The sequence below is a fragment of the Vibrio sp. SNU_ST1 genome, from assembly GCF_030563405.1.
Taxonomy (GTDB): domain Bacteria; phylum Pseudomonadota; class Gammaproteobacteria; order Enterobacterales; family Vibrionaceae; genus Vibrio.
Genome location: NZ_CP130748.1, coordinates 550,381 through 574,368, shown reverse-complemented (window position 1 = coordinate 574,368; position 23,988 = coordinate 550,381). Strand labels below are relative to the sequence as shown.

The following is a 23,988-nucleotide window of genomic DNA, read 5'->3' as shown; positions in this document are numbered from 1 at the left end:
GTCAGAGATTACTCTAACCAAATAAATGTCGCCTGACGTCCAGTAATACCATCACGACGATAAGAATAGAAAGCATCGGAATCTGCGTATGTACATAGATTCGAATCTGTCACCGAAGTCACGTCAACGTTCATTAGTCGTTGAGTCGCAAGTTGAGACATGTTTGCTAACCACTTGCCAACTTCAGGTTTGGCTTTAAATGCTAATTTCGCTTGAGGGTCAAAACGAACAAAAGCATCCAACACATCGTTGCCAACCTCAAATGCATCTTTACCAATTGCAGGACCAAGCCAAGCAATGATCTGATTATCTGAATCTAGGTTTGAAAACTTTGCGACGGCATTTTCAAGAATGCCACCAGCAAGACCACGCCAACCCGCATGAACGGCAGCAACTTGAGTGCCTTTGGTATCAGTAAGGATGACCGGTAAGCAATCGGCTGTCATCGCAGAACACACAACACCCTTTGCAGTGGTAAATGCACCATCCGCATCAAGCACATTCGCCACAGGTTCTAAAACTGTAACGACATCCGTTGAGTGAGTTTGATTTAGCCATACCGGAGCCGTGGGCATCTTAGATTGTTCCTTTAGCCAGGTTCGATTACTTTCAACAAGCAAAGCTTCATCCCCAACGTGCATACCAAGGTTTAACCCTTGATAAGCACCTGTAGAACAACCATCAAAACGAGTTGAAGCAAATGCTTTCACGTTTTTTGGTGCATTCCAGTCAGGGATGATCATTGACACGATTAAATGTCGTCTTCTATGTTTTCGCGAGCGTCAACACGCAACGCTTCAGCCATCACAACCATGTCATTTGGCACAGGTGCGTGGAACTCTACTTCTTCACCAGTAATCGGGTGAACAAACTTCAGCATAACCGCGTGTAGCGCTTGGCGATCAAAAGAACGAATCATTGTCGTTAGCTCTTCAGATGCACCTTTTGGAATACGTGCACGACCACCGTATGCAATATCACCTAACAGAGGATGCTGAAGGTATGACATGTGAACACGGATTTGGTGAGTACGACCCGTTTCTAGGCGCAGACGAATACGCGTATGTTCGCGGAAGTGCTCAGCTACACGGTAGTGAGTTACCGCAGGCTTACCCAGTTCATTAACGTCCATTAACGTACGCTTAGTTGCATGACGGCTAATGCCTTTCTCAACCACACCACCCGCTGTCATTTTGCCAATTGCAATTGCTTCATATTCACGAGTAATACGACGTTTAGCGAGAGCTCGTACAAGGCGAGTTTGAGCTGGAACCGTTTTAGCCACAACCATAAGACCAGTTGTGTCTTTATCAAGACGGTGCACAATACCCGCACGAGGTACTTCAGCAATCTGAGGGTAATGGAAAAGCAATGCGTTTAGTATGGTTCCATCCGGCGTACCTGCACCTGGGTGTACAACCAGATCGCGAGGTTTATTGATAACCAATAAATCATCATCTTCATAGACAATGTCCAACGGAATATCTTGTGCTTCCCAGCGCTCTTCATCCGCAAGCTCTGCTTGTAAGATGATCGCTTCACCGCCCAAAACTATGGTGCGCGGTTTAGTGATAACTTCGCCATCCACTTGGATTTTGCCGTCAAGAAGCCACTCTTTAATACGAGAGCGAGAAAAATCGGTAAATAGTTCAGCGACAGCTTGGTCTAAACGTTGACCTAACTGGCTGCTTTTTACTGTGTCTGTTAATGTTATCTGCTGAGCCATATCGAACTTTTTTAAAAACCGTGAGACTAATACCCATTAGTATGGATAAAATAGAATAATTGCATCATTGTATCTGTTACTGGTTAGAAAGTAACGGAAGCTTACGAAATATTTAATTCAAGGAATCGACGCCTGACATGAAACACCTTACTTTAACGGGTCTATTAGCCGTATCACTCTTAGTTGGTTGTTCAAGTAGTGAAGAAATAGTACCAGATGTACCGCCATCGGTTCTTTACTCTGACGCCCAAGAATCACTGCAGAGTGGTAGCTGGCTTTCTGCAATCGAAAAGCTAGAAGCCTTAGACTCACGTTACCCATTCGGCGCCTATTCTGAACAAGTACAACTGGATCTGATTTACGCTTACTACAAAAATGATGACTTGGCACTTGGCCTTGCGACTATTTCGCGATTCCTACGTTTAAACCCAACTCATGAGAAGCAAGATTGGGTTCTTTACATGCGCGGTTTAACGCACATGGCACAAGACCGAAACTTCATGCATGATATTTTTAATATCGATCGTAGCGACCGAGATCCAGAGCCAGTTAAACTTGCATTTGCTGATTTCAAACGACTGTTAGAACGTTTCCCTGCAAGCCCATACGCTGAAGATGCACAAAAACGCATGTTCGCACTGAAAAACCGCCTAGCGGAGTATGACTTAGCAACAGCTGATTTCTACCTTCGTCGTGAAGCTTGGATTGCAGCTATAAACAGAACACAAGAGTTGCAGAAGACTTACCCTGACACCATTGCTGCACGTAAGTCTTTAGACATTCAATTAGAAGCTTACGAACAGCTAGGCTTAGAAGATGCAGTGTTACGAACAGAAAAGTTAATTGAGCTCAATCCACTGCCTTAGTCAGCGAATCACACTAGTCGTTAACTAAAACAATCACTTCAAAATCGCGCTAATTTGTTAGCGCGATTTTTTTTGAACTTCGTCTGGTAAACTTGATGAATGGCAGTATAAGCAGTATCTTCAATAGATAACTTTTAACAAAACATCAACATGGAGTGTGGATGTGAGTAGGTTGTTATTATTTATCTGGATATCGCTATTTAGCCAATTGTCCTATGCATTAGAACTGTCCCCATTGAGCAATCAACCTTACATGGGAGACTTAGATGTACTCAAAACAAAAGGAACAGTGAGAGTATTGGTATCGGCTGATCTGGGTTTTTACTACATAGAAGATGGCAAGCCAAAAGGTATTGTGGCAGAAATGCTCTACCACTTTGAAAAAAGCCTTCGTAAGAAGCACCCCTACCTCAACGTTCAAATCATCCCCGTGCAACGAGATGATCTGCTTCCCTCTTTAGAATCTGGCTATGGTGATGTCGCTGTCGCTAACCTAACGATCACCGACAAACGATTACGAACCATCGATTTTTCCGATCCAATGATCAAAGATGGGAAAGAACTGATTATCACCGGAAAAAATTCTGCCCCTATCACCGAAATCAAGCAATTGAGCGGTCAAGAGGTCTGGATCCGAGCTAGCTCGAGTTACTTCGAGAGTGTTCAAAGAGTCAACAAAGAGCTTAACGCACTAGGTTTACCACCACTGCATGTCCACTTTATCGAAGAATCATTACAAGACTACGAGCTGATAGAACTGGTTAATCAGGGGTATATACAAGGTACAGTTCTAGATAGCCACAAAGCGAAGCTCTGGCTCGATGTTATGGAAAACATTCAGGTACATACTGAGTTGCCGCTGCGTGAAAATGGTCAAATTGCTTGGGCACTGAGAAAAGACAGCCCTCAGCTAAAGAAAGAGATCAACAAATACGTAAAAACCGCACGAACAGGAACTCTACTTGGGAACGTTATCTATAATAAATACATCGACAACACTCGTTGGTTAGGACGAGCACTCAACCCAAATAAAGTAGACCGAGTGGCAAAACTGGCAGATGTCTTTGAAAAATATTCTAATGAATACGAATTCGACCCTTTGATGATGTCTGCACAAGGTTTCCAAGAGTCTGGACTTGATCAAAGCCGGGTTTCTCACCGTGGAGCTATTGGTGTGATGCAGGTGTTGCCAAGTACCGCCAAAGACAAAAACGTCAATATCAAAAACATACATAAGGTGGATAACAATATCCATGCTGGTGTGAAATATATGCGTTTTATCAAAGATCGATACTTTGACGATCCAGCGATATCGCCTGACAATCAAATCTACTTCACTTTAGCTTCTTATAATGCCGGCCCCGCTAAGATAAGAAAGATGCGGAACATTGCTAAAAAGAAGGGTTATAATCCAAATATCTGGTTTAAAAACGTAGAAATCATCACTCGTAAGTACGTGAGTAAAGAACCCGTAACCTATGTCGCCAACATCAATCGTTATTTTGTCATTTACAAACAATTGAAAGCAATCAATGCCATCCGAGAGGACGGTACAGCGAGATTACTGAACACTAACGATTAACTTACCCCTCAACATCAGAGCTTGAGGAACAAAGGTGTTAGACAAAGTTAAAAACACAAAAGCCGCATAAGAAAACTGATGCGGCTTTTGTTTATCTAATTCTGAAGAAGCTTATGTAACGATCTACATCATGATACCTATATCACAAAGCACTATTGAGTAAATTTCAAGCAAGCACTTTCTATAGGCTGTAGTCCACCCCTAAAAACTGGTTTAATTTTTAGCGAAGCCTTGTCTCCAATTTATCGTTTTTCATAGGGATAACAAGTATTTTTCGACAAAAAGACATCAAGATTTGCGTGAGATCACATTTGATTTTAATGCTTATCCCACCCAACCAAAACAAGATCTAGATCACATTCTTTATTCCTAAAAGTCGTAATCTGAAGTTAACCCATGAGGGATACAACAGAGGAAAACTTCTATGAAAATGAACATCACTGGTAAAAATATCGACATTACCTCTGCAATCCGTGATCACATAGAAAGCAAATTTAAGAAGCTGGATAAATGGCAAGTAGACATCATTGGCTGCCAAGCGAGCTTTAGCGAAGAACCAAACAAGAAGAAAAAATTTGAAGCCGTTCTAACGGTGCCAAAAGGCCAACTTGTTGCTTCATCAATTCATGACGACCTCTACGTAGCTATCAACGAAGTAGAACAAAAGCTAGAGCGTCAACTCAACAAGCTACGCCATAAACCTGAAGCACGCCGCGCTGAAAAGCCTGAAATCGAAGAGCTAGAAGCTGAAGTAGAATAAGGAAAGATGACAGATTAAAAAATAGCGCCTCAGGGCGCTATTTTTTTTCTTGACGCTCGTAGCTCGCTTGCTTATTGTGTTTAAACATTCATAAAACAATCACTTTTTATGCACTCTCACTCTTTGTTTATTTTTGACTTCTTTTTTCTTCCGTAAATCGGAGGCTAAGTCGTTTTAGAAAAACAAGTCAAAAACGAACAAGAAGCCTCCCACACTAGGGGGGCTTTTTTATAAGGACACATTTATGACTGACCGAACAATTTCACTAGATGATATCCGCCTTCGTCTCAATGATTTAGACGACGAACTCCTAAAATTACTTTCAGAGCGTCGTAAGTTAAGTATCGAAGTCGCTAAAAGCAAGGTAGAAACATCAAAACCCGTTCGTGATGCAGTACGAGAGCAACAACTACTAGTCAAACTGATCAACAACGGTAAAGACAAGTACGAATTGGATGCTCAGTACATTACTAAGCTGTTTCACACCATCATCGAAGATTCCGTTTTACTGCAGCAGTCATACTTACAAAACCTAGCGAATCCGCAAAGCCGTAAACCACTAGCTCGCGTTGCATTCTTAGGTTCTAAGGGATCGTATTCTCACCTTGCGAGCCGCGAATACTTCAGCCGCAAGAATATGGAATTGATTGAGCTGAACTGTAATCACTTCAAAGAAGTCGCATCGACTGTAGAATCGGGTCATGCCGACTATGGTGTACTGCCGATTGAAAATACCAGTTCAGGGTCAATTAACGAAGTCTACGATCTGCTACAACACACAACGCTTTACATCGTTGGTGAACTTTCTCAACCGATTGAACACTGCCTTGTCGCGAAAAATGATATTCGTTTAGAAGACATTAAAACGCTCTATTCGCATCCACAACCTCATCAACAATGCAGTGAGTTTTTAAGCCGCCTTAAAGATGTCAGCCTTGAATCTTGTGCAAGCACAGCTGATGCTATGAAAAAGGTGAAAGATCTAGACGGTGATGATGTGGCTGCGATTGGTAATGCATCGAGCGGCAAGCTTTATGGACTTCAACCAATCCAAGGCAACATTGCCAACCAAACTGAGAACCACACTCGCTTCATCGTTGTGGCACGTAAGCCCGTTGAAGTATCGACTCAAATCCCAGCTAAGACGACACTCATCATGTCGACTTCTCAAGAAGCCGGTTCTTTGGTTGAAACACTGCTGATTTTGCAACGCTTAGGTATTAACATGACCAAGCTGGAATCTCGTCCTATCATGGGTAACCCTTGGGAAGAGATGTTCTATGTGGATTTAGAAGCACACTTAGATTCAGATAATATGCAGCAAGCGATAACGGAACTAACAGCCATAACTCGTCACCTAAAAGTGTTAGGTTGCTACCCAAGTGAGAACATCAAAGCGACTCAGGTTAAGTTGTCATAGTTTTCTATTATCTAACATCCGTTTTTAACTGCCATTAGCTTTTCGCTAATACAAGTATTTGGCCTACAGTAGGCCAAGAGATAAAAAAGCAACGAGTGGAATAACTCTCAAACTAAGGAATACTCAAAGTATGCATACCTTAAAAATGAATGGGGTTATTTTTCTGGTTGCTCATTTCTATCTACTTCCATCGTTCTCCCAACATACTCAAACACCACTACTGATAATTTAATCAGTAAATACAAAAACTTAAAACCCAAACAAAACACTTCAAACACAATATAATTGATGGCGAGAACTCTCCAAATAACATAAACTTGCGCGCTAAAATTTATAAACCATGTTGTGAATAACCATGAAGCTAAGTACTAAAATATTACTTGTGATTGCCCCCGTAATACTGGTCAGTACAGCGGCTTCTAGCTATATCATCTACTCCACGCAAAAAAGCAGCTTTATCAAACGTGAAGACAATGCGCTGCAATTAAGCATGGAAAAATTAGCAGGTTATTTTCAACAGTCTCGTTCTTTCCTCAACAGTTATTCTTATACACTCACCAAGAGTGACATGGTTAAGCGTTATTTTATGGTTGATGAAAGTACCGACCACCAGCGTGAACTAGTTGGTAACCTGAACGAAACGATTAAGCTACTGCAAGATGGTAACGACAGCTTTACAAGAGTAGCGTTGCTCGACGGCGATCGAGCCCTTAAATATTACGCAGATAATACCAACGACCCTTTAGCAACAATGGATCCTAAGATATTGGAGTTCATTGATCATCAATATCAAAAAACGTTAGCAACTTCGAGTACCGACTATATACAGAACTCCCAAGGTGAAGGCGTATTAGTTCATTATGAAGTTATTGATAAGAAATCAGTTTCGATACCAGTAAATTCTCAGCCCAACAATGTCTTTTTTGTGGTTGTTTCTGTCTCTCTTGATAAGTTTAATTCACTACGAAAACAGATAGAGTTCGACTATCAAACTAGCCTGTTCTTTACCCCTGTATTTGTGACACGAGAGCATGAGTTAACACAATCAATAAAGCTAGCACCTGAGCTCTATGCCACGCTCGATCCCGCACCATTCTTGCTAGACAACAAACTCAAATCTATCTGGAATGAACTGAGCCTATCCTTTGCTCTATCTGCATTTGTCAGTGTTGCCTTATTGCTTATCCTGCTATCTCGCTGTGTGATAACTCCCATCACTCGTTTAGACAGACAGCTTCAAGAGGTTGAGAAAAAACAGAGAAAAAATATTGAGCGCCTAGGAACAAATGATGAGCTCGATCGCTTATCCCAACGCTTTTATGATATGTACCAGGAGTTGGATGACACCTATCAACAGACTAAGTTGTTGGCAGAAAATGATCAGCTAACCCAAATAGCCAATAGGCACCAATTTCAAACGTTCGTCCAGCAATCGTTGTCAAAACCTAGCTCAAATACCGAAACCTGGATTCTCTACTTTGACTTAGATAACTTCAAATTTGTAAACGACAAATACGGACATCAAATAGGCGACTCGATTCTCATCTGCTTTGCTAAACGTATTTCTGATATTTGTAACCACTATCAAACAGAATTAAACGCCCACTGTCTGCCAGCTCGACTTTCTGGAGACGAGTTCGTTGTATACATTAATGCTCCAAATCACCAAGAAAATGTCGCGCATCGATTTTCGAGTGATTTACTAGACCCACTACAAAAAGGCTTTATCACCGAATCAGGCAATTTCCCAATTACGGTCAGTATTGGTATTGCGACCTACCCTAATGATGGCGAGACAATCGAGAAGCTACTGTCGAACGCAGATACCGCCATGTATCAAGCTAAACGGGCGGGTAAAAACCAGTTTGCAGATTACTCGTTAGACTTAGATAAAACCATTCAGCGTCAAGCCAGTATTGAGAGAGCCCTCCGAGAAAACAACTTTGATGAAGAGTTTAAGCTCGTTTACATGCCTTACATGGATGCAACCGGAAGCTATGTTATTGGTGTTGAGGTACTATTACGTTGGCACTCAAAACACCTTGGTCTGGTGCCACCCGATGAGTTCATTCCTATTGCCGAACAAACCGGGTTATTTGAATTAATCGATCGCTGGGTGATACAGAATGCATTTGCTTCATTCCATCGACTTCAAGAGCAATTCGATCACTCCATTCAGCTATCGATTAACTTATCTTCAGCCGGGATTAAAACCACTCATCTTGCTGATTTCATCAAAGAGCATGCGAAAATCAATCAGATTCCGCCCAATTTGATCGATTTTGAAATCACAGAAACCTTTTATTCGAACTCTCAGGGTTTCCCATTACTTAACCAGTTATCATACATGGGCTATAGATTAGCAATCGACGACTTTGGTTCTGGTTACACCTCGATCACTCAACTGGTTCAGTATCCAACTCAGAAGATTAAATTGGATAAAACCTTTTTGGACACCTTGATTGAGACAGATAACCAGAACATAGTGAAACCCATTATCGGGCTATGCCACGCCCAAGGGAAAAAGGTCACAGCTGAAGGGATTGAAACTCAATGCATGCATCAGTGGTTGCAAGATGCTCAATGCGATATGCTGCAAGGTTATTACTTTGGTAAACCGATGCCATTAGAAGAGCTAACTGAATGGTACCGACAGCATCAAATCAATTTTGTCGAACACAAAAAGAACCTGCCATATGAAATCTGTAATCATTGCATCGCTGAACCCAGCTAAAATTAACGCCGTGAAAAGTGCATTCTTATCGGCTTTTCCTGATACTAAGTTTGATTTCAAAGGCATCAGCGTCCCTAGTGGCGTTGCCGATCAACCCATGAGTAATGAAGAAACCTATCAAGGTGCGGTAAACCGAGTGCACAACGCCATTCAAGCACAGTCAGATTCGGATTTCTATGTCGGTCTAGAAGCTGGAATAGAAGGCACTGTGACCTTTGCATGGATGGTGATTGAAGCAAACGGTCAGCGCGGAGAATCACGTTCAGCAAGTCTGATGCTGCCACCTGCAGTGCTTGAAAAGTTAGAACATGCGAACGAGCTAGGGGATGTTATGGATGATGTGTTTGGCACCGATAATATCAAACAAAAAGGCGGTGCGATTGGCCTACTGACACATAACCAACTGTCGCGCAGTTCGGTCTATCATCAGGCTTTAATTTTAGCACTGATCCCATTTGTGAATCCTGAGCACTTTCCTATCTAGAACTTCGAAAGACTCTGAGAACAATCTTCAGAAACAAAAAACGCTAACATTCAGTTAGCGTTTTTATCGAATTCGTAATCACATAACTCAGTAAGAACTTAAGTTTGTTCTCACTTAAATCAATGCTTATTTAAGCAATAGTTCTGCAATAATGGCCTTCTCTGATTCAGATTTAGCCTTCAATTCATTAGAGCCTCTGGTAATCGTCGCGACACCCACGCCGAGCATTTGGCTTACTTGTCGTTGAGACATCTCGCCTTTCATCAGTTCACAAATAATGTTAATTCGAGAAACCAAGGCATCTCGTTCATCTGATGACATCATCATAGTCAACAATAGCTCATGCTGATCTTTCTCAGCTGCTGTTTTGACCAAATCCATCAGTTGTTGCCAATTATCGTATTCAGGTTGTGATGCCATATATCTACACTTACTTTAAATTCTGACCTTAAGTAGTCACTAACGATTGAAATCGTTTCACACTTTATACCGAAACACTTGATGTGATCCAATGTAAAAAGGCAGTAAGTGGAAATGGTTCGCACTCACTGCCTTTAATATTACTCAGCTCGGAGAAAAATACCGAAAGCTTAGTATTTCGTTTTTGCCTCATGCGGCGCTAAGAACGTCCCTTTCTCACCCAGGATATCTCGATAGTAGGTCTCAAACATCAAGATATTCTGTACGTAACCACGAGTCTCTTTAAATGGGATCATTTCAATAAAAGCAAATGCATCGAGCTTTTCATCGCTGCGTGATCGCCACTGTTTCACACGACTAGGGCCTGCATTATACGCGGCAAATGCAAAGATACGGTTATCATCATATTGAGCGAGTAAGCCATCTAAATAATGACTGCCTATCTCAATGTTCTTACCTACATCATAAAGCTCATCGCTACCCTGATACTTAATATTATGTTTTTTAGCCGTATACTGAGCTGTCTTCGGCATAATTTGCATGATACCGCGTGCGCCAACAGGAGAACGAGCCTCAGAATCCATTGCACTCTCTTGTCTCGCTAAAGACATCAAGGTGATTGGGTCAATATCATGCTTTTCAGCATAAAAGTTAAACCACCACTTATGGGCAACCGGGAAGCGTAATGCAATGTTACCCCACATTTTCGCCGAAATACTCGCCGTTACCGTTAAGTGATTCCAACGCTGTGTCGCTGCATGAGCGGCAAGCATCGCTTTTTGATCGTTGTCTGCGTTAGTCAACAACCAGCGCCATTCGCTCTTTGCTGCCGCAATTTTATCTCGCTCAATCAACTCGCCAATACGAACCAAAGATGTATCGAATGGTTTCACTGTTTCCGCGTTGTATTTGAGTGTTGAAGTCGGGTAATGAACTGGTTTACCTAATTGCTTAGCAGCTGCCACACTGTAGAAATTACGCTGGCCTAAAATATCTGATAATCGTTTGTTACCACTAACGCTGTCACCCGTAGCAATTTCAGCTCTACCTAACCAATACTGCCAACGCAGTGAAGCTTGATGTTTGCCATCTAAGCGCGCAATCCACTCTTTCAAACCCGTCCAATCGGCGTGCTGAATAGCCAAACGAGCACGTCGCTCAAGCAACACTTGCTTTGATGAACTTGCCAACATTTTGTCTCGCCACGCCATCAACTCTTCAGAATCAGAATTGATCAAGCGAAACGCTAAATAATCCGCGAGATCTTGAGATTTCTCTTTCGAGAATTTCTGAGCCTTGATGACACCATCAAACACCTCTTGAGCACTGCTTGCTGACTTCCTTGCTAACTTCTTGAAACCAAATTCCGTTTGAGCTTGGTAAAACTCATTAGCAGGATTTTTCTTAGCAAACGCATGCACATTTTCAGGTTTGTTGTATAACGCCTTCATCTGGTTCGCTTGAGCAATTGACCCATCATGATCTAATTGCTTCACTAGGTAACTCATCAACTTACCATTTCGGCTATCAAACGCTAAAAGCATCCTTTCTAGAATCAGTTCATCCGTTCTTAAACCCGCTTCATCCCAACGTTCAAAAAGTGGATCACAACTATCATCAATCCCTTCGCCACTTAACCACAGCTGTTTCGCCCCTTTAAATGCGAGCTCTTGATTACCTTGTTCATAATTAGCGCGGTAATAGATACATTGGTATTTTTCACCAACAGGCTCTTTGGTTTGAAACTTAAGGATCGTCTTCCACTGTTTTTGAGCCGCCAATAAATCCAAATAAGGCGCTCGTATACGATTGGAAAACGGCAGTGCTTTGTTCTCTTCAATAAAAGCATCCACCTCGCTTGGCGTTCGATCACCTAAGCCCAATAAAAAGGCGCGATAGTCAGTGTAAGGTGTTAACGGGTATGTTTGAATTTTGTTACGTAGCGCTGAATAAGCTTTTAGATCACGGTTGTCTAAAACCTCTTGCGCTCTGTCATAAACATCACGCTGCATTTCAAGCTCGGAAGCATTGCTGGCCATAGCCATCGGAGCCTGTGAAAATGAAAACAAAATTGCCGATGCAGCGACAGCAATTTTCGTATTACCAATGCGGAAAAACATTCGCTCTTTCCTTAGTGCGTGTATGAATACGTGAAGTCTATTTACGCCCGACATCACATCAAATGTAAAGGATTTGAGTGTAAATATTGTTAATATTTAACACATCGCCTCGAAAGCTTATTAAAGCTATTTTTAATGACTACTGTGACAATAATAGGTGAGGATTAGTTCAAGAATGGCTTTTCTGTCCTAGGAGTAACATCTTTGAGGATATTGGTATAAAATAGCAAACAATTTTGAACAATAATTAGGATCGATCGGCAATGGCTGAATACGTATATACCATGTCTCGGGTGAGCAAAACTGTTCCACCTAAGCGTCAAATTCTTAAAGACATTTCTCTTAGCTTTTTTCCTGGCGCTAAAATCGGTGTTTTGGGTCTAAATGGTTCAGGTAAATCTACCCTACTACGTATCATGGCTGGTATTGATACTGATATTGATGGTGAAGCACGTGCACAACAAGGTCTTAAAGTAGGTTACCTACCTCAAGAACCTGTACTAGACGAATCAAAAACCGTTCGTGAAATCGTAGAAGAAGCGGTTTCAGATGTTGCTGACGCACTTAAGCGCATCGACGCAGTATATGCCGCTTACGCAGAACCTGATGCAGATTTCGATGCATTAGCGAAAGAGCAAGGTGAGCTTGAAGCTCTGATCCAAGCAAAAGATGGTCATAACCTAGAAACAGCTCTAGAGCGAGCTGCAGATGCACTTCGTCTTCCTGAGTGGGATGCGAAAATCGAATTCCTATCAGGTGGTGAACGTCGTCGTGTTGCTATCTGTCGTCTACTTCTTGAGAAGCCAGACATGCTGCTTCTTGATGAACCAACCAACCACTTGGATGCAGAATCAGTTGCTTGGCTTGAGCACTTCCTTGTTGACTACAGCGGTACTGTTGTGGCGATTACCCACGACCGTTACTTCCTAGACAACGCTGCAGGTTGGATTCTAGAACTTGACCGTGGTGAAGGTATCCCATGGGAAGGTAACTACACATCTTGGCTAGAACAGAAAGATGAGCGTTTGAAGCAAGAGAAAGCAGGCGAAAGCGCACGTCAAAAAACGATTGAGAAAGAGCTTGAATGGGTTCGTCAAAACCCTAAAGGTCGTCAAGCTAAGTCTAAAGCTCGTATGGCTCGTTTTGAAGAAATGACGACTGGCCAATACCAGAAACGTAACGAAACCAACGAATTGTTCATCCCACCAGGTGAACGTTTAGGTGACAAGGTACTTGAAGTTAAGAACCTAACGAAGTCATTTGGAGATCGCGTTCTTATCGATGATCTATCATTCAGCATGCCTAAAGGCGCTATCGTCGGTATCGTTGGTGCCAATGGTGCGGGTAAATCAACACTATTCAAGATGCTAAGTGGCGCAGAACAGCCAGATTCAGGCACAGTTGAACTTGGTGAAACGGTTAAGCTTGCTTCTGTTGATCAGTTCCGTGACAGCATGGACGATACAAAAACAGTATTCCAAGAGATTTCCGAAGGCGCTGATATCATTAAGATCAACAACTTCGAAATTCCTGCTCGTGCATACTGCTCTCGTTTCAACTTCAAAGGCAACGACCAACAGAAGATCATCGGTCAGCTTTCAGGTGGTGAACGCAACCGTGTTCACCTAGCGAAACTGCTAAAAGCGGGCGGTAACGTACTGCTACTCGATGAACCAACCAATGACCTTGATGTTGAGACACTACGAGCTCTTGAAGAAGCACTACTTGAGTTCCCTGGCTGTGCAATGGTTATCTCGCATGACCGTTGGTTCCTTGACCGTATTGCGACCCATATCTTAGACTACCGCGATGAAGGTCAAGTTAACTTCTACGAAGGTAACTATACTGAATATACAGAGTGGCTGAAAAAGACTCTAGGTGCACAAGCGGCAGAGCCTCACCGCATCAAATACAAACGTATTGCAAAGTAAATAAGCTTGTATTTTGAACAAAGGCCGCGATAATAGCGGCCTTTGATATATCTAGCTTACTATTTACCTATTGATATAGAGAGATTACCTATGCTTGAAAGACGTAAATTTTCACGAGTTATTTATCAAGTTCCGACTGAGATTTCACAAGGACAAGTAAATGTATCAGGCTCAGTGCAAGACCTATCTCTTCATGGTTTACTCATTCAATGTGATAAATGTCAGCAACTCAGATCTGATATTCCTGTTCAAGTCAGCTTTAAGCTCGAAAACAGTGATATCAATATTCAGTTAGAAGCAACGATAGTCTCGACCATCAATACCTCAATGCGTTTACGTATAGAGCATTTAGATATTGATAGTATCAGCCACCTTAAGCGCCTTGTGGAACTTAACGTCGGCGACGATGAACTGCTTTATAGAGAGATTGAACACCTTACCGATTTAGGTAATGAGTGATGTCTCCATTCCCCTTTTTCTATTAGAAGCATTTAGTTAATACAGAACCATGTCTAAAAAAGTTTCCATTACAATCCCCTTAACCCAAGGGGATCAGACGTTTTATTTCGGTCGAAAAGCCGTACTACTATGTACTACCGCAATTTTTTCAGTGCCTCTATTGATTGGCGTAGCTGCATACATGCACTTTGAAGGCAAACAAGAACTCGCCCTACAAGCCGATGATGCACAACAATTGATTGAAACACTGATTGTTGAAAAAGAACAAACCGACTTTCTTTACGCTGAGCAGGTAGAAACCAATCACTCACTGTCTCAAGCATTAACCGAGAAAGAAGGCACTATTCAGTTACTTGGTAAGCGTGTATTTGATGTGGAATCAGTGCTTGGCCTGACCGATGAAGAGCCGCTTACTGATGACATCTCTTTAGAAGACCGAATTGATGCAGCTGCAGTAGATTCGGCAGTCAGAGCCACAATGTTTCGTTTGATTCCAAATGACAGCCCTATGGCTTATCAACGCATATCATCCTCTTATGGTCGTCGCTCTAACCCTATAACAGGTAAACGCCACGTTCATACTGGTATCGACCTAACGTGTAAGCGTGGTGAAGATATAGTAGCGCCAGCAGATGGCGTAATTGAAACCGTGCGTCCAAGTAAGAAAGGCTTCGGTAACTTTATAACTATGCGTCACTCGTTCGGTTTCATGAGCTCTTATGCGCACCTACAGAAGTTCAAAGTACGTAGCGGTCAATTTGTGAGTAAAGGCGATGTGATTGCGAGCTGTGGTAACTCGGGTAACTCAACCGGCCCACACTTGCATTATGAAGTACGCTTCCTTGGTCGTTCATTGAACCCTCAATACTTGATGGATTGGACACCTGAGAACTTCAACTACGTGTTCGAGAAAGAGAAAAAGGTAAAGTGGGGTCCGCTAGTTCAACTAATTGCGAATGTAGTTCGCTTGCAGATCAACCTGACCAACGTGCCTTATATTAGCTCGACCATAGACACTGTATCCAGTGAAGATAGTAAGAAACCTATCACGACTAACTAGTTATTAGTTATTAGTTATTCGTTATTAGTTATTGGGAGACTTTGATTTGGCCTATGATGATCTAATTGCTTTTAGCCTACAGTAGACCAAATGCTTTCATAGCTTTGAGCACAAACAAAAAGAGCGACCTGATGGTCGCTCTTTTTTATGGTTCTAAATCGTATTAACCACGATGAATCGAGTCATGTGCTTGTTTTAGAAGACTTTGGCTCTCTTGCAAGAATTGTTGTGAATAGCCACCAAACCAATCACTGACTTGATTAAAGCTCTCCACAAACTTAGCTTTATCTTTGCCATCTAAGATCTCTAGAGCTTCGCCGAAACAGCTATGGAAACGTCGAATCATCTCAATGTTCTCATCTGAAGAAAGAATGATATCACCGTACAAGTTCGGGTCTTGAGCAAACAGACGACCAACCATCGCAATCTCAAGTCGGTAGATTGGCGAGCTTAACTTCAGAAGCTGATCAATGTTCGGGTTCTCTTTACTTAGGTGCAAGCCGTAAGCAAAAGAGGTGAAGTGACGAAGAGCTTGAATCAGAGTCATGCCGTGATCGTGTTCCGCAGCATCCATCTGGCAAAGGCTCGCGCCCCAAATACCAAATTGATTCAGCAACCATTGATAGCTTTCAGAACTACGCCCATCACTGTAAACAATCACTTGTTTCGCAAGGCTTGGAACATCAGGACCAAACATTGGGTGTAATCCAACCACAGGGCCTTGGTGCATGTCTAACATAGCTTGTAGAGGCTTTGATTTTATCGACGTCAAATCACAAAGAATACAATCACTTGGTAGATTACCTAGTTTCGCAATCACACCTTCAGTTAGGTGAATTGGAACCGTAACAACAACAAGGCCAGCATTATCTAAGATCTCATCGGCTTTATCCCAATCTTGGCTGCCAAGGATTTTCACTTCGTAACCAGAAAGCTTGAACATACGGCCAAACAAGCCACCAAGTTGACCGTTACCACCAACGATAACCACTGAACGTAACTCTGGGTTAAGACACTTAAAGCCAGAATCTTTCTCACTGGCATAAGACTCACGCATCGTACGACGCAAAATATCTTCGATTAACTGTGGTGGAACTCCTATTTTCTCGGCTTCTTGACGACGAGATGCCAACATCGCGGCTTCACGTTCCGGTACATAAATAGGTAAACCATGTTCACTTTTTACTTCACCGACTTTCTCTACTAGAGCCAGTCGTTGAGCCAGTAAATCCAACATTTGTTTATCGACAGCATCGATTTGGTCGCGTAATTCGTTCAGTTCAACGGCCATTTTATTCCTTACTCATCTATAAGCCCGTGCCAATCTAAAAGCCCGCACTGATGCAGCTTCGTTAGCAACAGATCTTAAAATGCCCCATTAGATGAGGCACTTAAATTTAAACTCTGACTAACCTTTCAAGCGGTTCTCTAAGAACGGGACTAATTCCGTATGTGCATGTTTCAATAGTGCCTCAGTTGAATCCCAATTGATACACGCGTCGGTAATAGATACACCGTATTTCATCTCATTGAGAGGTATATCTGAAGATTGGTTTCCTTCGTTAATATGGCTCTCAATCATCAGGCCGATAATCGACTTATTACCTTCACGAATCTGATGGATGACATCTTCAGCCACCAGCGGTTGACGACGGAAATCTTTACGAGAGTTCGCATGGCTACAGTCGACCATAAGTGCCGCCTCTAAGCCAGATTTACCCAGCTCTTGCTCACATTCGTGTACCGATACTGAATCGTAGTTCGTCTGCTTACCGCCACGTAAAATCACGTGACCATTTGGGTTACCTTGCGTCGTGAGTAGTGCAACTTGACCTTCACGGCTGATACCCATAAAACGGTGGCTAGACGAAGCCGCCTGCATTGCATTGATTGCAGTGCCTAGGTTGCCATCCGTACCATTCTTAAAGCCAATTGGCATTGAAAGACCACTTGCCATTTCACGGTGAGTTTGAGATTCCGTCGTACGAGCACCAATTGCTGCCCAGCTGAATGTATCTGCTAGGTATTGCGGACTGATTGGATCTAGCGCTTCTGTTGCCAAGGGAATTTCCATCTCAGCGAGTTCAACAAGTAGCTTACGACCAACATGCAAACCATGCTCTATATCGAAAGTGCCATCTAGGTGAGGGTCATTGATCAAACCTTTCCAACCAACAGTGGTGCGAGGCTTCTCAAAGTAAACTCGCATTACAATATACAGTTGATCGCTAAGCTGCTCAGATAAAGCTTTTAGGCGTTTTGCGTACTCTTTCGCCGCTTCAATATCATGGATAGAACATGGGCCACATACAACAAGCATGCGATGATCTTTCTTATGAATAATGTCTGCAATAGTTTGACGAGACTCTTGAATAAAACGACGAGCATTATCACTCAAAGGCAGTTTTGCTTTTAACTCCTCTGGAGTAATCAGTACCTGTTCGTCGATGATATTGACATTGCTTAATTCACTTTTCTGCATAACTCAACCTGTATATTTATTTTTACACCCAATATTTCCATTTGGGCTAACAATCTTTAAAGAACACAATAACAGCTACAAAAACGATTGCAAGTGTAAACAATAAAAAACATTTACTGTAAATTTAAATTTACACACCCACTTTAATTCACTCTAACACACAAACCAGCTTAAACTGCACCTCACACATACAAAAAAGGCGATATTTCTCATATCGCCTTCTTCAAACTTATAGAGTGTTTATTTATTACCCAGCGTTTAACATTCGCTTAATTTGCTCTGAGGCCTCTTTCCATCGACTATCCGAGTGAAGCGTCGATAAATCAAAGCTGTGCTTTTTAAGCAATGAGTTGGCTAAAGACACCTCTTGAATCGCTAAATGATCAAGAGCCTCAATTTGTGCATCTCGCTTATTACACATCAACACCATGTCACAGCCCGCATTCAAGGCCGCTTTCGCTCTGTCTGCTGGTCCGCCCATAATGGCGGCGCCTTCCATCGTTAAATCATCAGAGAAAACTAAACCTTTGAACCCAAGCTGCTGCTTCAAGACTTTCTGCAGCCAATACTTTGAACCACTCGCAGGTTGATCATCATAGTGAGAGAAAACCACGTGTGCTGGCATCATGGCATCCAATATTCCGGCTTCAATTTGCGCCTTGAAAATTGCCATGTCGGTTTCAAAGATATCATCTCTAGGATCGTAAGGCGTTTCTAAGTGAGAGTCAGCAATTACACCGCCGTGTCCTGGGAAGTGCTTTCCTGTTGTCGCCATTCCAACCGATTTCATGCCTTTAATAAAAGCACTACTGTGGCGAACGATGGTATCAATACCTTCACCAAATGCTCGGCTACCAATCGCTTTACAAGCATGGCCTTTATCTAATACTGGCGCAAAACTCAAATCGATATCATGGGCAATCAACTCCGCCGCCATCAACCAACCCGCTTGTTCTGCTAATTGCTCACCATTATTCTTGGTCGCAAATTCCTGAGCAGCAGGGATAATTGAAAAGCCGTCGCGGAAGCGCTGAACTCGGCCACCTTCTTGGTCAACGCCAATCAAAATAGGACGTTTCGCTACCTTGCGGATCTCTTTGTTTAACGCCGAAAGCTGTTTGCTATCGTGGTAGTTTCGAGCGAATAAGATGAGACCACCAACGGTTGGGTGCTCTAAAATTTCTCTGTCTTCAGCTGTCAGTTCGTAGCCCGCGACATCTACCCACAACGGTCCCATATTTATCCCTTATTAAACCTAATTTCATAAACTTCCCGAGATTATTCTCTTTAAATTTGCTTTACAATGTTTTTAAACCAATCTGTGGAAGACTTTAAGAATGCAGCGCAAGAGCTTAGGAATGGATCATAAAGAACTGTATATCGGTGTGATGTCGGGAACGAGTATGGACGGTGTTGATACCGCCTTAGTTTCGATTGAAGATTCGCGCATCACATTACTCGCTCATGATGAGTTCCCAATGCCTGATGATCTCAAATCGCGTTTGCTTGAAGTTTGTATTGGTCAGAAAACAGATTTGATTGCCATTGGCGAACTAGACCACCAGCTTGGTCATCTATTTGCTGATGCGGTTCTGCAACTTCTCGACAAGTCAGGTACGCCTGCATCTTATGTGACTGCGATTGGTAACCATGGCCAAACAGTATTCCACCAGCCAACCGGTGATTCACCATTTACCATGCAATTGGGTGACGCCAATATCATTGCCGCTAAAACACAGATTCAAACAGTCGCTGATTTCAGACGCAAAGACATGGCGCTTGGCGGACAAGGTGCACCATTAGTACCAGCGTTTCACCATACGATTTTTCACCCGAGAGACAGCTCGGTTGTGGTGTTGAACATTGGTGGTATCTCGAATATTTCAGTATTGCGCCCGAATCAGCATACTCTTGGCTATGATACTGGCCCAGGCAATATGTTGATGGACGCTTGGATTAATAAACACACGGGTGAGAAGTTTGACCGTGATGCGCAATTCGCACTTAAAGGTCAACTCAATCAAGCTTTACTCGAACAACTGTTGAACGAATCTTATCTATCTCAAATGCCACCCAAAAGCACTGGCAGGGAGCGATTTAATCTACCGTGGCTAGAGCAACAATTAACAGAATTTAAAGGCCTTGCAGCAGAAGAGGTTCAGCGCACACTTTGTGAATACACCGCATTGACGATAGCGAATGAAGTGGAAAACTATCGCTTGGGTAACCAACCGGCACTCTATGTGTGTGGCGGCGGTACGAGAAATCCATTGTTGATGAAGAGACTGTCTGAACTGCTTCCTAGCTGGGAGGTTGAGTCGACGACCAGTAAGGGTGTTGATGCCGATTACATGGAAGCTATGGCCTTTGCGTGGCTTGCTCAACGTCATATTCATAAACTGCCAAGTAATTTACCAGAAGTCACTGGCGCAAGCAGGGCGGCCTCTCTAGGCGTTCTCTATCGTGCAGATTAACTTGATAGCCGTGCTAACTTAGTAATAATACTGACTTCGCGATGCTGTCTAAACAATTTTAGAGCCACCATTTAAGGATCATTATGAGTAACGACGCTCTCATATCAGCGCTCTCGCACCTCGTTTCGGAGGGGAGAAACCCTGACACTATGGATATTGATCTGCTCACCTCTCTCGAAGTGGTTGAAAAGATTAACCAACAAGATAAACAAGTGCCTTTAGCGATCGAAGCAGAACTGCCACAGATCGCTAAAGCGGTTGATAAGATCGCTCATGCCTTTCAAAACGGTGGCCGACTGATTTATATGGGTGCAGGTACCAGTGGTCGATTAGGCGTGTTAGATGCCTCAGAATGCCCACCGACTTTTGGCGTTTCAGACAAAATGGTTATCGGCTTAATCGCTGGCGGACCAGAAGCGATTTTAAAAGCCAAAGAGGGAGCGGAAGATTCGCTGACTCTCGGTATTGAAGACCTCAAAGCGATTCAGTTTTCAGAAAATGATGTCGTGGTGGGTATTGCAGCGAGCGGTCGTACACCTTACGTGATTGGTGCACTCAATTACGCCAATCAGCTTGGCGCGGTGACGGTTGCGCTGTCTTGTAACCCTGATTCACCGATAGCTGAGATCGCTCAAATCGCGATAAGCCCAGTGGTTGGCCCGGAGGCCTTGACTGGATCAACACGACTCAAATCAGGTACAGCACAAAAGCTAGTGCTTAATATGCTCACCACTGCGAGCATGATTCGTATTGGTAAGAGCTATCAGAACCTGATGGTCGACGTAAAGGCGACCAACGAAAAACTGGTTGCCCGCGCTGCTCGCATCGTTATCCAAGCAACTGAGTGTGACAAAGCACTGGCAGTCTCGACACTAAAAACGACTGATTACGATGTGAAATTGTCTATTTTGATGATTCTAACAGGGCTAGATTTAGAATTGGCCAAGGCTCAGCTTGATAAGCAAAATGGCTTCTTGAGAAAAGCAGTCGAGAATAATCAGTAATCTCAATTCTGTTTGTAGCTTCTCATTTAGAGAGTAACTTTAACGACATACAAAAAGACCAGTACACATAAGGTACTGGTCTTTTTTAGTTTTAATTTGTTATCGCTAGCTTGGGCTTAATAGTCGTTTGAGAACTCATCCCAGCCACGTTGCCATTCCATACGGAAACGTTGAGCGTCTTCCGTCCCAGAACACACGCCTTCATACACCTGACCAGATAAACCAATCTGATAAGCATGGTTCGGATTACAATATTCAGTCACACCTAAATGGTAACCTTCTGTGTAACTCGCTTGATCGACTCCGCCAAGCTCGGCCATATCTGAATAAGAACGCTGAGTGTGGCCTTTGATACCATCACGATAGCCAATCTCTTGCCAACTGCCTTCGGCTGCTAAATCTTGAACATTGGCGCTGCATCCTGCAAGGCTAAATGTCACGGCGAATAGTGCGATTATTTTTTTCATTTCAATCCTTTATATTGTTACTTCATCACTTCCTGACGAAGCGCTGCCTTTGTGGCGATTCTCCGCTGAACACTGACTGATGTCCACTTATGTCTGTTATCTGTCGTTGATATTTATTGATTACCGCTTAAAGCTGATAAGTCACCACTAACTAGAAGCATGACACTTCTCAACACCAGTAACCAACCGCTCCGCAAAGGTCACAAACCACTAAATCGGTTATAACACCACTTAATTAGCTATTCGACCACTCACTCCAGTAGCGGAAGTTTCTTCTCATACACTCCTTTAATATACACCCTGACTTAATTAATACATTCAGGGATAACAAATTATGATGTGGTTTCTTACCTGTGTTGCAGCACTCATTGGTGGCTACTTTATTTACGGTGCCTTTATCGAAAAGATTTTCGGTGTCAATGAAAAGCGCCAAACACCCGCTCACACCAAGCAAGATGGCGTGGACTTTGTTCCAATGTCGACGCCAAAGGTTTACCTAGTTCAACTGCTTAACATTGCAGGTGTAGGTCCAATCTTCGGCCCTATCATGGGTGCCCTTTACGGCCCAGCAGCAATGCTTTGGATCGTGCTAGGTTGTATCTTCGCAGGTGCTGTACACGACTACTTCTCAGGTATGTTATCTATCCGTAATGGCGGTGCTTCGGTTCCAACTATCACTGGACGTTACCTAGGCAATGGCGCAAAACACTTTATGAACATCTTTGCCATTGTTCTACTGCTTCTTGTTGGTGTGGTTTTCGTTTCTGCTCCAGCAGGCATGATCACTAACCTAGTGAACGACCAAACTGATTTCGTGATGTCTACAAGCACTATGGTTGTTATCATCTTTGCTTACTACATCATTGCAACGATTGTCCCTGTCGATAAAATCATTGGTCGCTTCTACCCACTGTTCGGTGCACTACTTATCTTTATGTCTGTTGGCCTAATCACTGCGATTGGCCTATCTGACGAGCACCAAATCATGGGTGGATTCGAGATGAAAGACATGTTCACTAACATGAACCCGAATGACCTACCACTTTGGCCTGCTCTATTCATCACTATCGCTTGTGGTGCTATTTCTGGCTTTCACGCAACTCAGTCTCCTTTGATGGCACGTTGTATGGAAAACGAGAAAAACGGTCGCTTCGTATTCTACGGTGCAATGATTGGTGAAGGCATCATCGCTCTAATCTGGTGTGCACTTGCTCTGTCGTTCTTCGGTTCTGTTGAGTCTTTGTCTGACGCGATTGCAAACGGCGGCCCAGGTAACGTGGTATACAGCGCTTCATTTGGCCTACTGGGTGTATTTGGCGGTATCCTTGCTTTCCTTGGCGTGGTTATCCTACCGATCACTTCAGGTGACACTGCGTTCCGTTCAAGCCGTCTTATCCTTGCTGAATACTTTAACATGGAACAGAAAACTCTGCGTAACCGCCTACTAATGGCTCTACCATTGTTCGTTCTTGGTGGCATCCTGACTCAAGTCGATTTCGGTATTATCTGGCGCTACTTCGGTTTTGCTAACCAATCAACGGCAGTAATGATGTTATGGACAGCTTCAGCTTACCTACTTCGTCACAATAAACTGCACTGGGTAACAACGGTTCCAGCGGTGTTCATGACGTCTGTGTGTATTACATTCATCCTGAACAATAGCCAGTTAGGCTTCGGTCTACCAATGCAAATCTCAACCATCATTGGCGTGGTGAGTGCATTCGGTATTGCGGCTTACGTTATCAAGATTTCAAAAGGCAAAGGTGATATCGACCTTGCTGATGAAGAATCAGAAAAGGAAGCAAAGCCCGTAACAAAAACAGCTTAGCTTTCCCCTAAATATTCTCGATCTTCATAGAAAGAGGAGAATAAGTAAGCCAAAAACACTTCGCTTGTTCCACCATCATCTTTGATGAACTGGAATCTAAGATCAAAGCCCATCATGTATGATGGGCTTTATTATTTTATCCATAACCACTGAATACGTTAGTTTCCACTA

20 protein-coding genes and 1 other annotated feature are annotated in these 23,988 nt (G+C 42.9%); of the genes, 12 read left to right on the top strand and 8 right to left on the bottom strand.

The genetic code is table 11. The features are described 5' to 3' along the window. Positions 1-8 precede the first annotated feature (8 nt). A complete protein-coding gene (pgeF, locus tag Q5H80_RS02530) occupies positions 9-743 on the bottom strand; it encodes a peptidoglycan editing factor PgeF (RefSeq protein ID WP_304569367.1) in 735 nt (244 codons plus the stop codon). Positions 744-751: 8 nt separating this feature from the next. Continuing rightward, positions 752-1,726, bottom strand: coding sequence for a 23S rRNA pseudouridine(1911/1915/1917) synthase RluD (rluD, locus tag Q5H80_RS02525; protein WP_009848467.1), 975 nt, complete (start codon positions 1,724-1,726; stop codon positions 752-754). 137 nt (positions 1,727-1,863) lie between these two features. On the opposite strand from rluD, the gene Q5H80_RS02520 reads away from it, so the two are divergent. The 6 genes from Q5H80_RS02520 (at position 1,864) to yjjX (ending at position 9,572) form a co-directional block, all read left to right on the top strand. Beyond that, entirely contained in the window at positions 1,864-2,592 is a 729-nt protein-coding gene (locus Q5H80_RS02520; RefSeq protein ID WP_009848466.1) for an outer membrane protein assembly factor BamD, read from the top strand. Between the two features lie 157 nt (positions 2,593-2,749). Continuing rightward, positions 2,750-4,174, top strand: a complete 1,425-nt coding sequence (locus tag Q5H80_RS02515) for a transporter substrate-binding domain-containing protein (RefSeq protein WP_369809705.1) — start codon at positions 2,750-2,752, stop codon at positions 4,172-4,174. 424 nt (positions 4,175-4,598) lie between these two features. Further along, complete coding sequence (gene hpf / locus Q5H80_RS02510) at positions 4,599-4,934, top strand: ribosome hibernation-promoting factor, HPF/YfiA family (RefSeq protein WP_004735034.1); 336 nt, start codon at positions 4,599-4,601, stop codon at positions 4,932-4,934. Between the two features lie 110 nt (positions 4,935-5,044). Further along, positions 5,045-5,166: a sequence feature (Phe leader region), on the top strand. A gap of 12 nt (positions 5,167-5,178) precedes the next feature. After that, positions 5,179-6,354 carry a prephenate dehydratase gene (pheA, locus tag Q5H80_RS02505; RefSeq protein ID WP_009848464.1) on the top strand — a complete coding sequence of 392 codons (1,176 nt, stop codon included), beginning with the start codon at positions 5,179-5,181 and terminating at the stop codon, positions 6,352-6,354. Between the two features lie 355 nt (positions 6,355-6,709). Continuing rightward, positions 6,710-9,088, top strand: a complete 2,379-nt coding sequence (locus Q5H80_RS02500) for a bifunctional diguanylate cyclase/phosphodiesterase (RefSeq protein WP_304568438.1) — start codon at positions 6,710-6,712, stop codon at positions 9,086-9,088. After that, positions 9,051-9,572 carry an inosine/xanthosine triphosphatase gene (gene yjjX / locus Q5H80_RS02495; RefSeq protein WP_304568436.1) on the top strand — a complete coding sequence of 174 codons (522 nt, stop codon included), beginning with the start codon at positions 9,051-9,053 and terminating at the stop codon, positions 9,570-9,572. Before Q5H80_RS02500 ends, yjjX begins: the two co-directional genes overlap by 38 nt. 126 nt (positions 9,573-9,698) lie before the next feature. Here the strand turns inward: yjjX and trpR are convergent, their stop codons facing one another. Continuing rightward, the gene (trpR, locus tag Q5H80_RS02490) at positions 9,699-9,992 is read right to left on the bottom strand and encodes a trp operon repressor (RefSeq protein WP_304568435.1); all 294 of its coding nucleotides are present in this window, start codon (positions 9,990-9,992) and stop codon (positions 9,699-9,701) included. 170 nt (positions 9,993-10,162) lie between these two features. After that, on the bottom strand, positions 10,163-12,112 hold the full coding sequence (locus Q5H80_RS02485) for a transglycosylase SLT domain-containing protein (protein WP_304568434.1): 1,950 nt from the start codon (positions 12,110-12,112) through the stop codon (positions 10,163-10,165). 263 nt (positions 12,113-12,375) lie between these two features. Here Q5H80_RS02485 and ettA point away from each other — a divergent pair, with 263 nt between their 5' ends. From ettA to Q5H80_RS02470, 3 genes are all read left to right on the top strand, one after another. Next, entirely contained in the window at positions 12,376-14,043 is a 1,668-nt protein-coding gene (ettA, locus tag Q5H80_RS02480) for an energy-dependent translational throttle protein EttA (RefSeq protein WP_009848459.1), read from the top strand. A 90-nt stretch (positions 14,044-14,133) separates the two neighbouring features. Next, complete coding sequence (locus tag Q5H80_RS02475) at positions 14,134-14,502, top strand: PilZ domain-containing protein (protein WP_304568432.1); 369 nt, start codon at positions 14,134-14,136, stop codon at positions 14,500-14,502. A gap of 49 nt (positions 14,503-14,551) precedes the next feature. Beyond that, a complete protein-coding gene (locus tag Q5H80_RS02470) occupies positions 14,552-15,562 on the top strand; it encodes a M23 family metallopeptidase (RefSeq protein WP_304568431.1) in 1,011 nt (336 codons plus the stop codon). Positions 15,563-15,725: 163 nt separating this feature from the next. Here Q5H80_RS02470 and tyrA read toward each other — a convergent pair whose 3' ends face one another. From tyrA to nagZ, 3 genes are all read right to left on the bottom strand, one after another. Further along, positions 15,726-16,853: a bifunctional chorismate mutase/prephenate dehydrogenase gene (gene tyrA, locus Q5H80_RS02465; protein ID WP_304568430.1), complete on the bottom strand. Its 1,128-nt coding sequence runs from the start codon at positions 16,851-16,853 to the stop codon at positions 15,726-15,728. 117 nt (positions 16,854-16,970) lie between these two features. Continuing rightward, the gene (locus Q5H80_RS02460; RefSeq protein WP_304568429.1) at positions 16,971-18,044 is read right to left on the bottom strand and encodes a 3-deoxy-7-phosphoheptulonate synthase; all 1,074 of its coding nucleotides are present in this window, start codon (positions 18,042-18,044) and stop codon (positions 16,971-16,973) included. 247 nt (positions 18,045-18,291) lie between these two features. After that, a complete protein-coding gene (gene nagZ / locus Q5H80_RS02455; protein WP_304568428.1) occupies positions 18,292-19,281 on the bottom strand; it encodes a beta-N-acetylhexosaminidase in 990 nt (329 codons plus the stop codon). 121 nt (positions 19,282-19,402) lie between these two features. On the opposite strand from nagZ, the gene Q5H80_RS02450 reads away from it, so the two are divergent. Both Q5H80_RS02450 and murQ read left to right on the top strand, forming a co-directional pair. After that, positions 19,403-20,518 carry an anhydro-N-acetylmuramic acid kinase gene (locus tag Q5H80_RS02450; protein ID WP_304568427.1) on the top strand — a complete coding sequence of 372 codons (1,116 nt, stop codon included), beginning with the start codon at positions 19,403-19,405 and terminating at the stop codon, positions 20,516-20,518. 83 nt (positions 20,519-20,601) lie between these two features. After that, a complete protein-coding gene (murQ, locus tag Q5H80_RS02445; RefSeq protein WP_048658073.1) occupies positions 20,602-21,522 on the top strand; it encodes an N-acetylmuramic acid 6-phosphate etherase in 921 nt (306 codons plus the stop codon). A 116-nt stretch (positions 21,523-21,638) separates the two neighbouring features. Here murQ and Q5H80_RS02440 read toward each other — a convergent pair whose 3' ends face one another. Next, positions 21,639-21,989, bottom strand: coding sequence for a DUF2799 domain-containing protein (locus Q5H80_RS02440; RefSeq protein ID WP_304568424.1), 351 nt, complete (start codon positions 21,987-21,989; stop codon positions 21,639-21,641). Positions 21,990-22,323: 334 nt separating this feature from the next. Here Q5H80_RS02440 and Q5H80_RS02435 point away from each other — a divergent pair, with 334 nt between their 5' ends. Continuing rightward, positions 22,324-23,817, top strand: coding sequence for a carbon starvation protein A (locus Q5H80_RS02435; RefSeq protein WP_304568422.1), 1,494 nt, complete (start codon positions 22,324-22,326; stop codon positions 23,815-23,817). Positions 23,818-23,988: the final 171 nt, after the last annotated feature.

What these genes read in the sequence shown, in the direction of transcription:
- Q5H80_RS02520 (WP_009848466.1), top strand. Translation starts at nt 1,864, where the DNA reads ATGAAACACCTTACTTTAACGGGTCTATTAGCCGTATCACTCTTAGTT.
- Q5H80_RS02470 (WP_304568431.1), top strand. Translation starts at nt 14,552, where the DNA reads ATGTCTAAAAAAGTTTCCATTACAATCCCCTTAACCCAAGGGGATCAG.
- Q5H80_RS02475 (WP_304568432.1), top strand. Translation starts at nt 14,134, where the DNA reads ATGCTTGAAAGACGTAAATTTTCACGAGTTATTTATCAAGTTCCGACT.
- hpf (WP_004735034.1), top strand. Translation starts at nt 4,599, where the DNA reads ATGAAAATGAACATCACTGGTAAAAATATCGACATTACCTCTGCAATC.
- Q5H80_RS02440 (WP_304568424.1), bottom strand. Translation starts at nt 21,989, where the DNA reads ATGAAAAAAATAATCGCACTATTCGCCGTGACATTTAGCCTTGCAGGA.
- pheA (WP_009848464.1), top strand. Translation starts at nt 5,179, where the DNA reads ATGACTGACCGAACAATTTCACTAGATGATATCCGCCTTCGTCTCAAT.
- Q5H80_RS02460 (WP_304568429.1), bottom strand. Translation starts at nt 18,044, where the DNA reads ATGCAGAAAAGTGAATTAAGCAATGTCAATATCATCGACGAACAGGTA.
- yjjX (WP_304568436.1), top strand. Translation starts at nt 9,051, where the DNA reads ATGAAATCTGTAATCATTGCATCGCTGAACCCAGCTAAAATTAACGCC.
- murQ (WP_048658073.1), top strand. Translation starts at nt 20,602, where the DNA reads ATGAGTAACGACGCTCTCATATCAGCGCTCTCGCACCTCGTTTCGGAG.
- Q5H80_RS02435 (WP_304568422.1), top strand. Translation starts at nt 22,324, where the DNA reads ATGATGTGGTTTCTTACCTGTGTTGCAGCACTCATTGGTGGCTACTTT.
- trpR (WP_304568435.1), bottom strand. Translation starts at nt 9,992, where the DNA reads ATGGCATCACAACCTGAATACGATAATTGGCAACAACTGATGGATTTG.
- Q5H80_RS02500 (WP_304568438.1), top strand. Translation starts at nt 6,710, where the DNA reads ATGAAGCTAAGTACTAAAATATTACTTGTGATTGCCCCCGTAATACTG.
- Q5H80_RS02485 (WP_304568434.1), bottom strand. Translation starts at nt 12,112, where the DNA reads ATGTTTTTCCGCATTGGTAATACGAAAATTGCTGTCGCTGCATCGGCA.
- rluD (WP_009848467.1), bottom strand. Translation starts at nt 1,726, where the DNA reads ATGGCTCAGCAGATAACATTAACAGACACAGTAAAAAGCAGCCAGTTA.
- pgeF (WP_304569367.1), bottom strand. Translation starts at nt 743, where the DNA reads ATGATCATCCCTGACTGGAATGCACCAAAAAACGTGAAAGCATTTGCT.
- ettA (WP_009848459.1), top strand. Translation starts at nt 12,376, where the DNA reads ATGGCTGAATACGTATATACCATGTCTCGGGTGAGCAAAACTGTTCCA.
- nagZ (WP_304568428.1), bottom strand. Translation starts at nt 19,281, where the DNA reads ATGGGACCGTTGTGGGTAGATGTCGCGGGCTACGAACTGACAGCTGAA.
- tyrA (WP_304568430.1), bottom strand. Translation starts at nt 16,853, where the DNA reads ATGGCCGTTGAACTGAACGAATTACGCGACCAAATCGATGCTGTCGAT.
- Q5H80_RS02450 (WP_304568427.1), top strand. Translation starts at nt 19,403, where the DNA reads ATGGATCATAAAGAACTGTATATCGGTGTGATGTCGGGAACGAGTATG.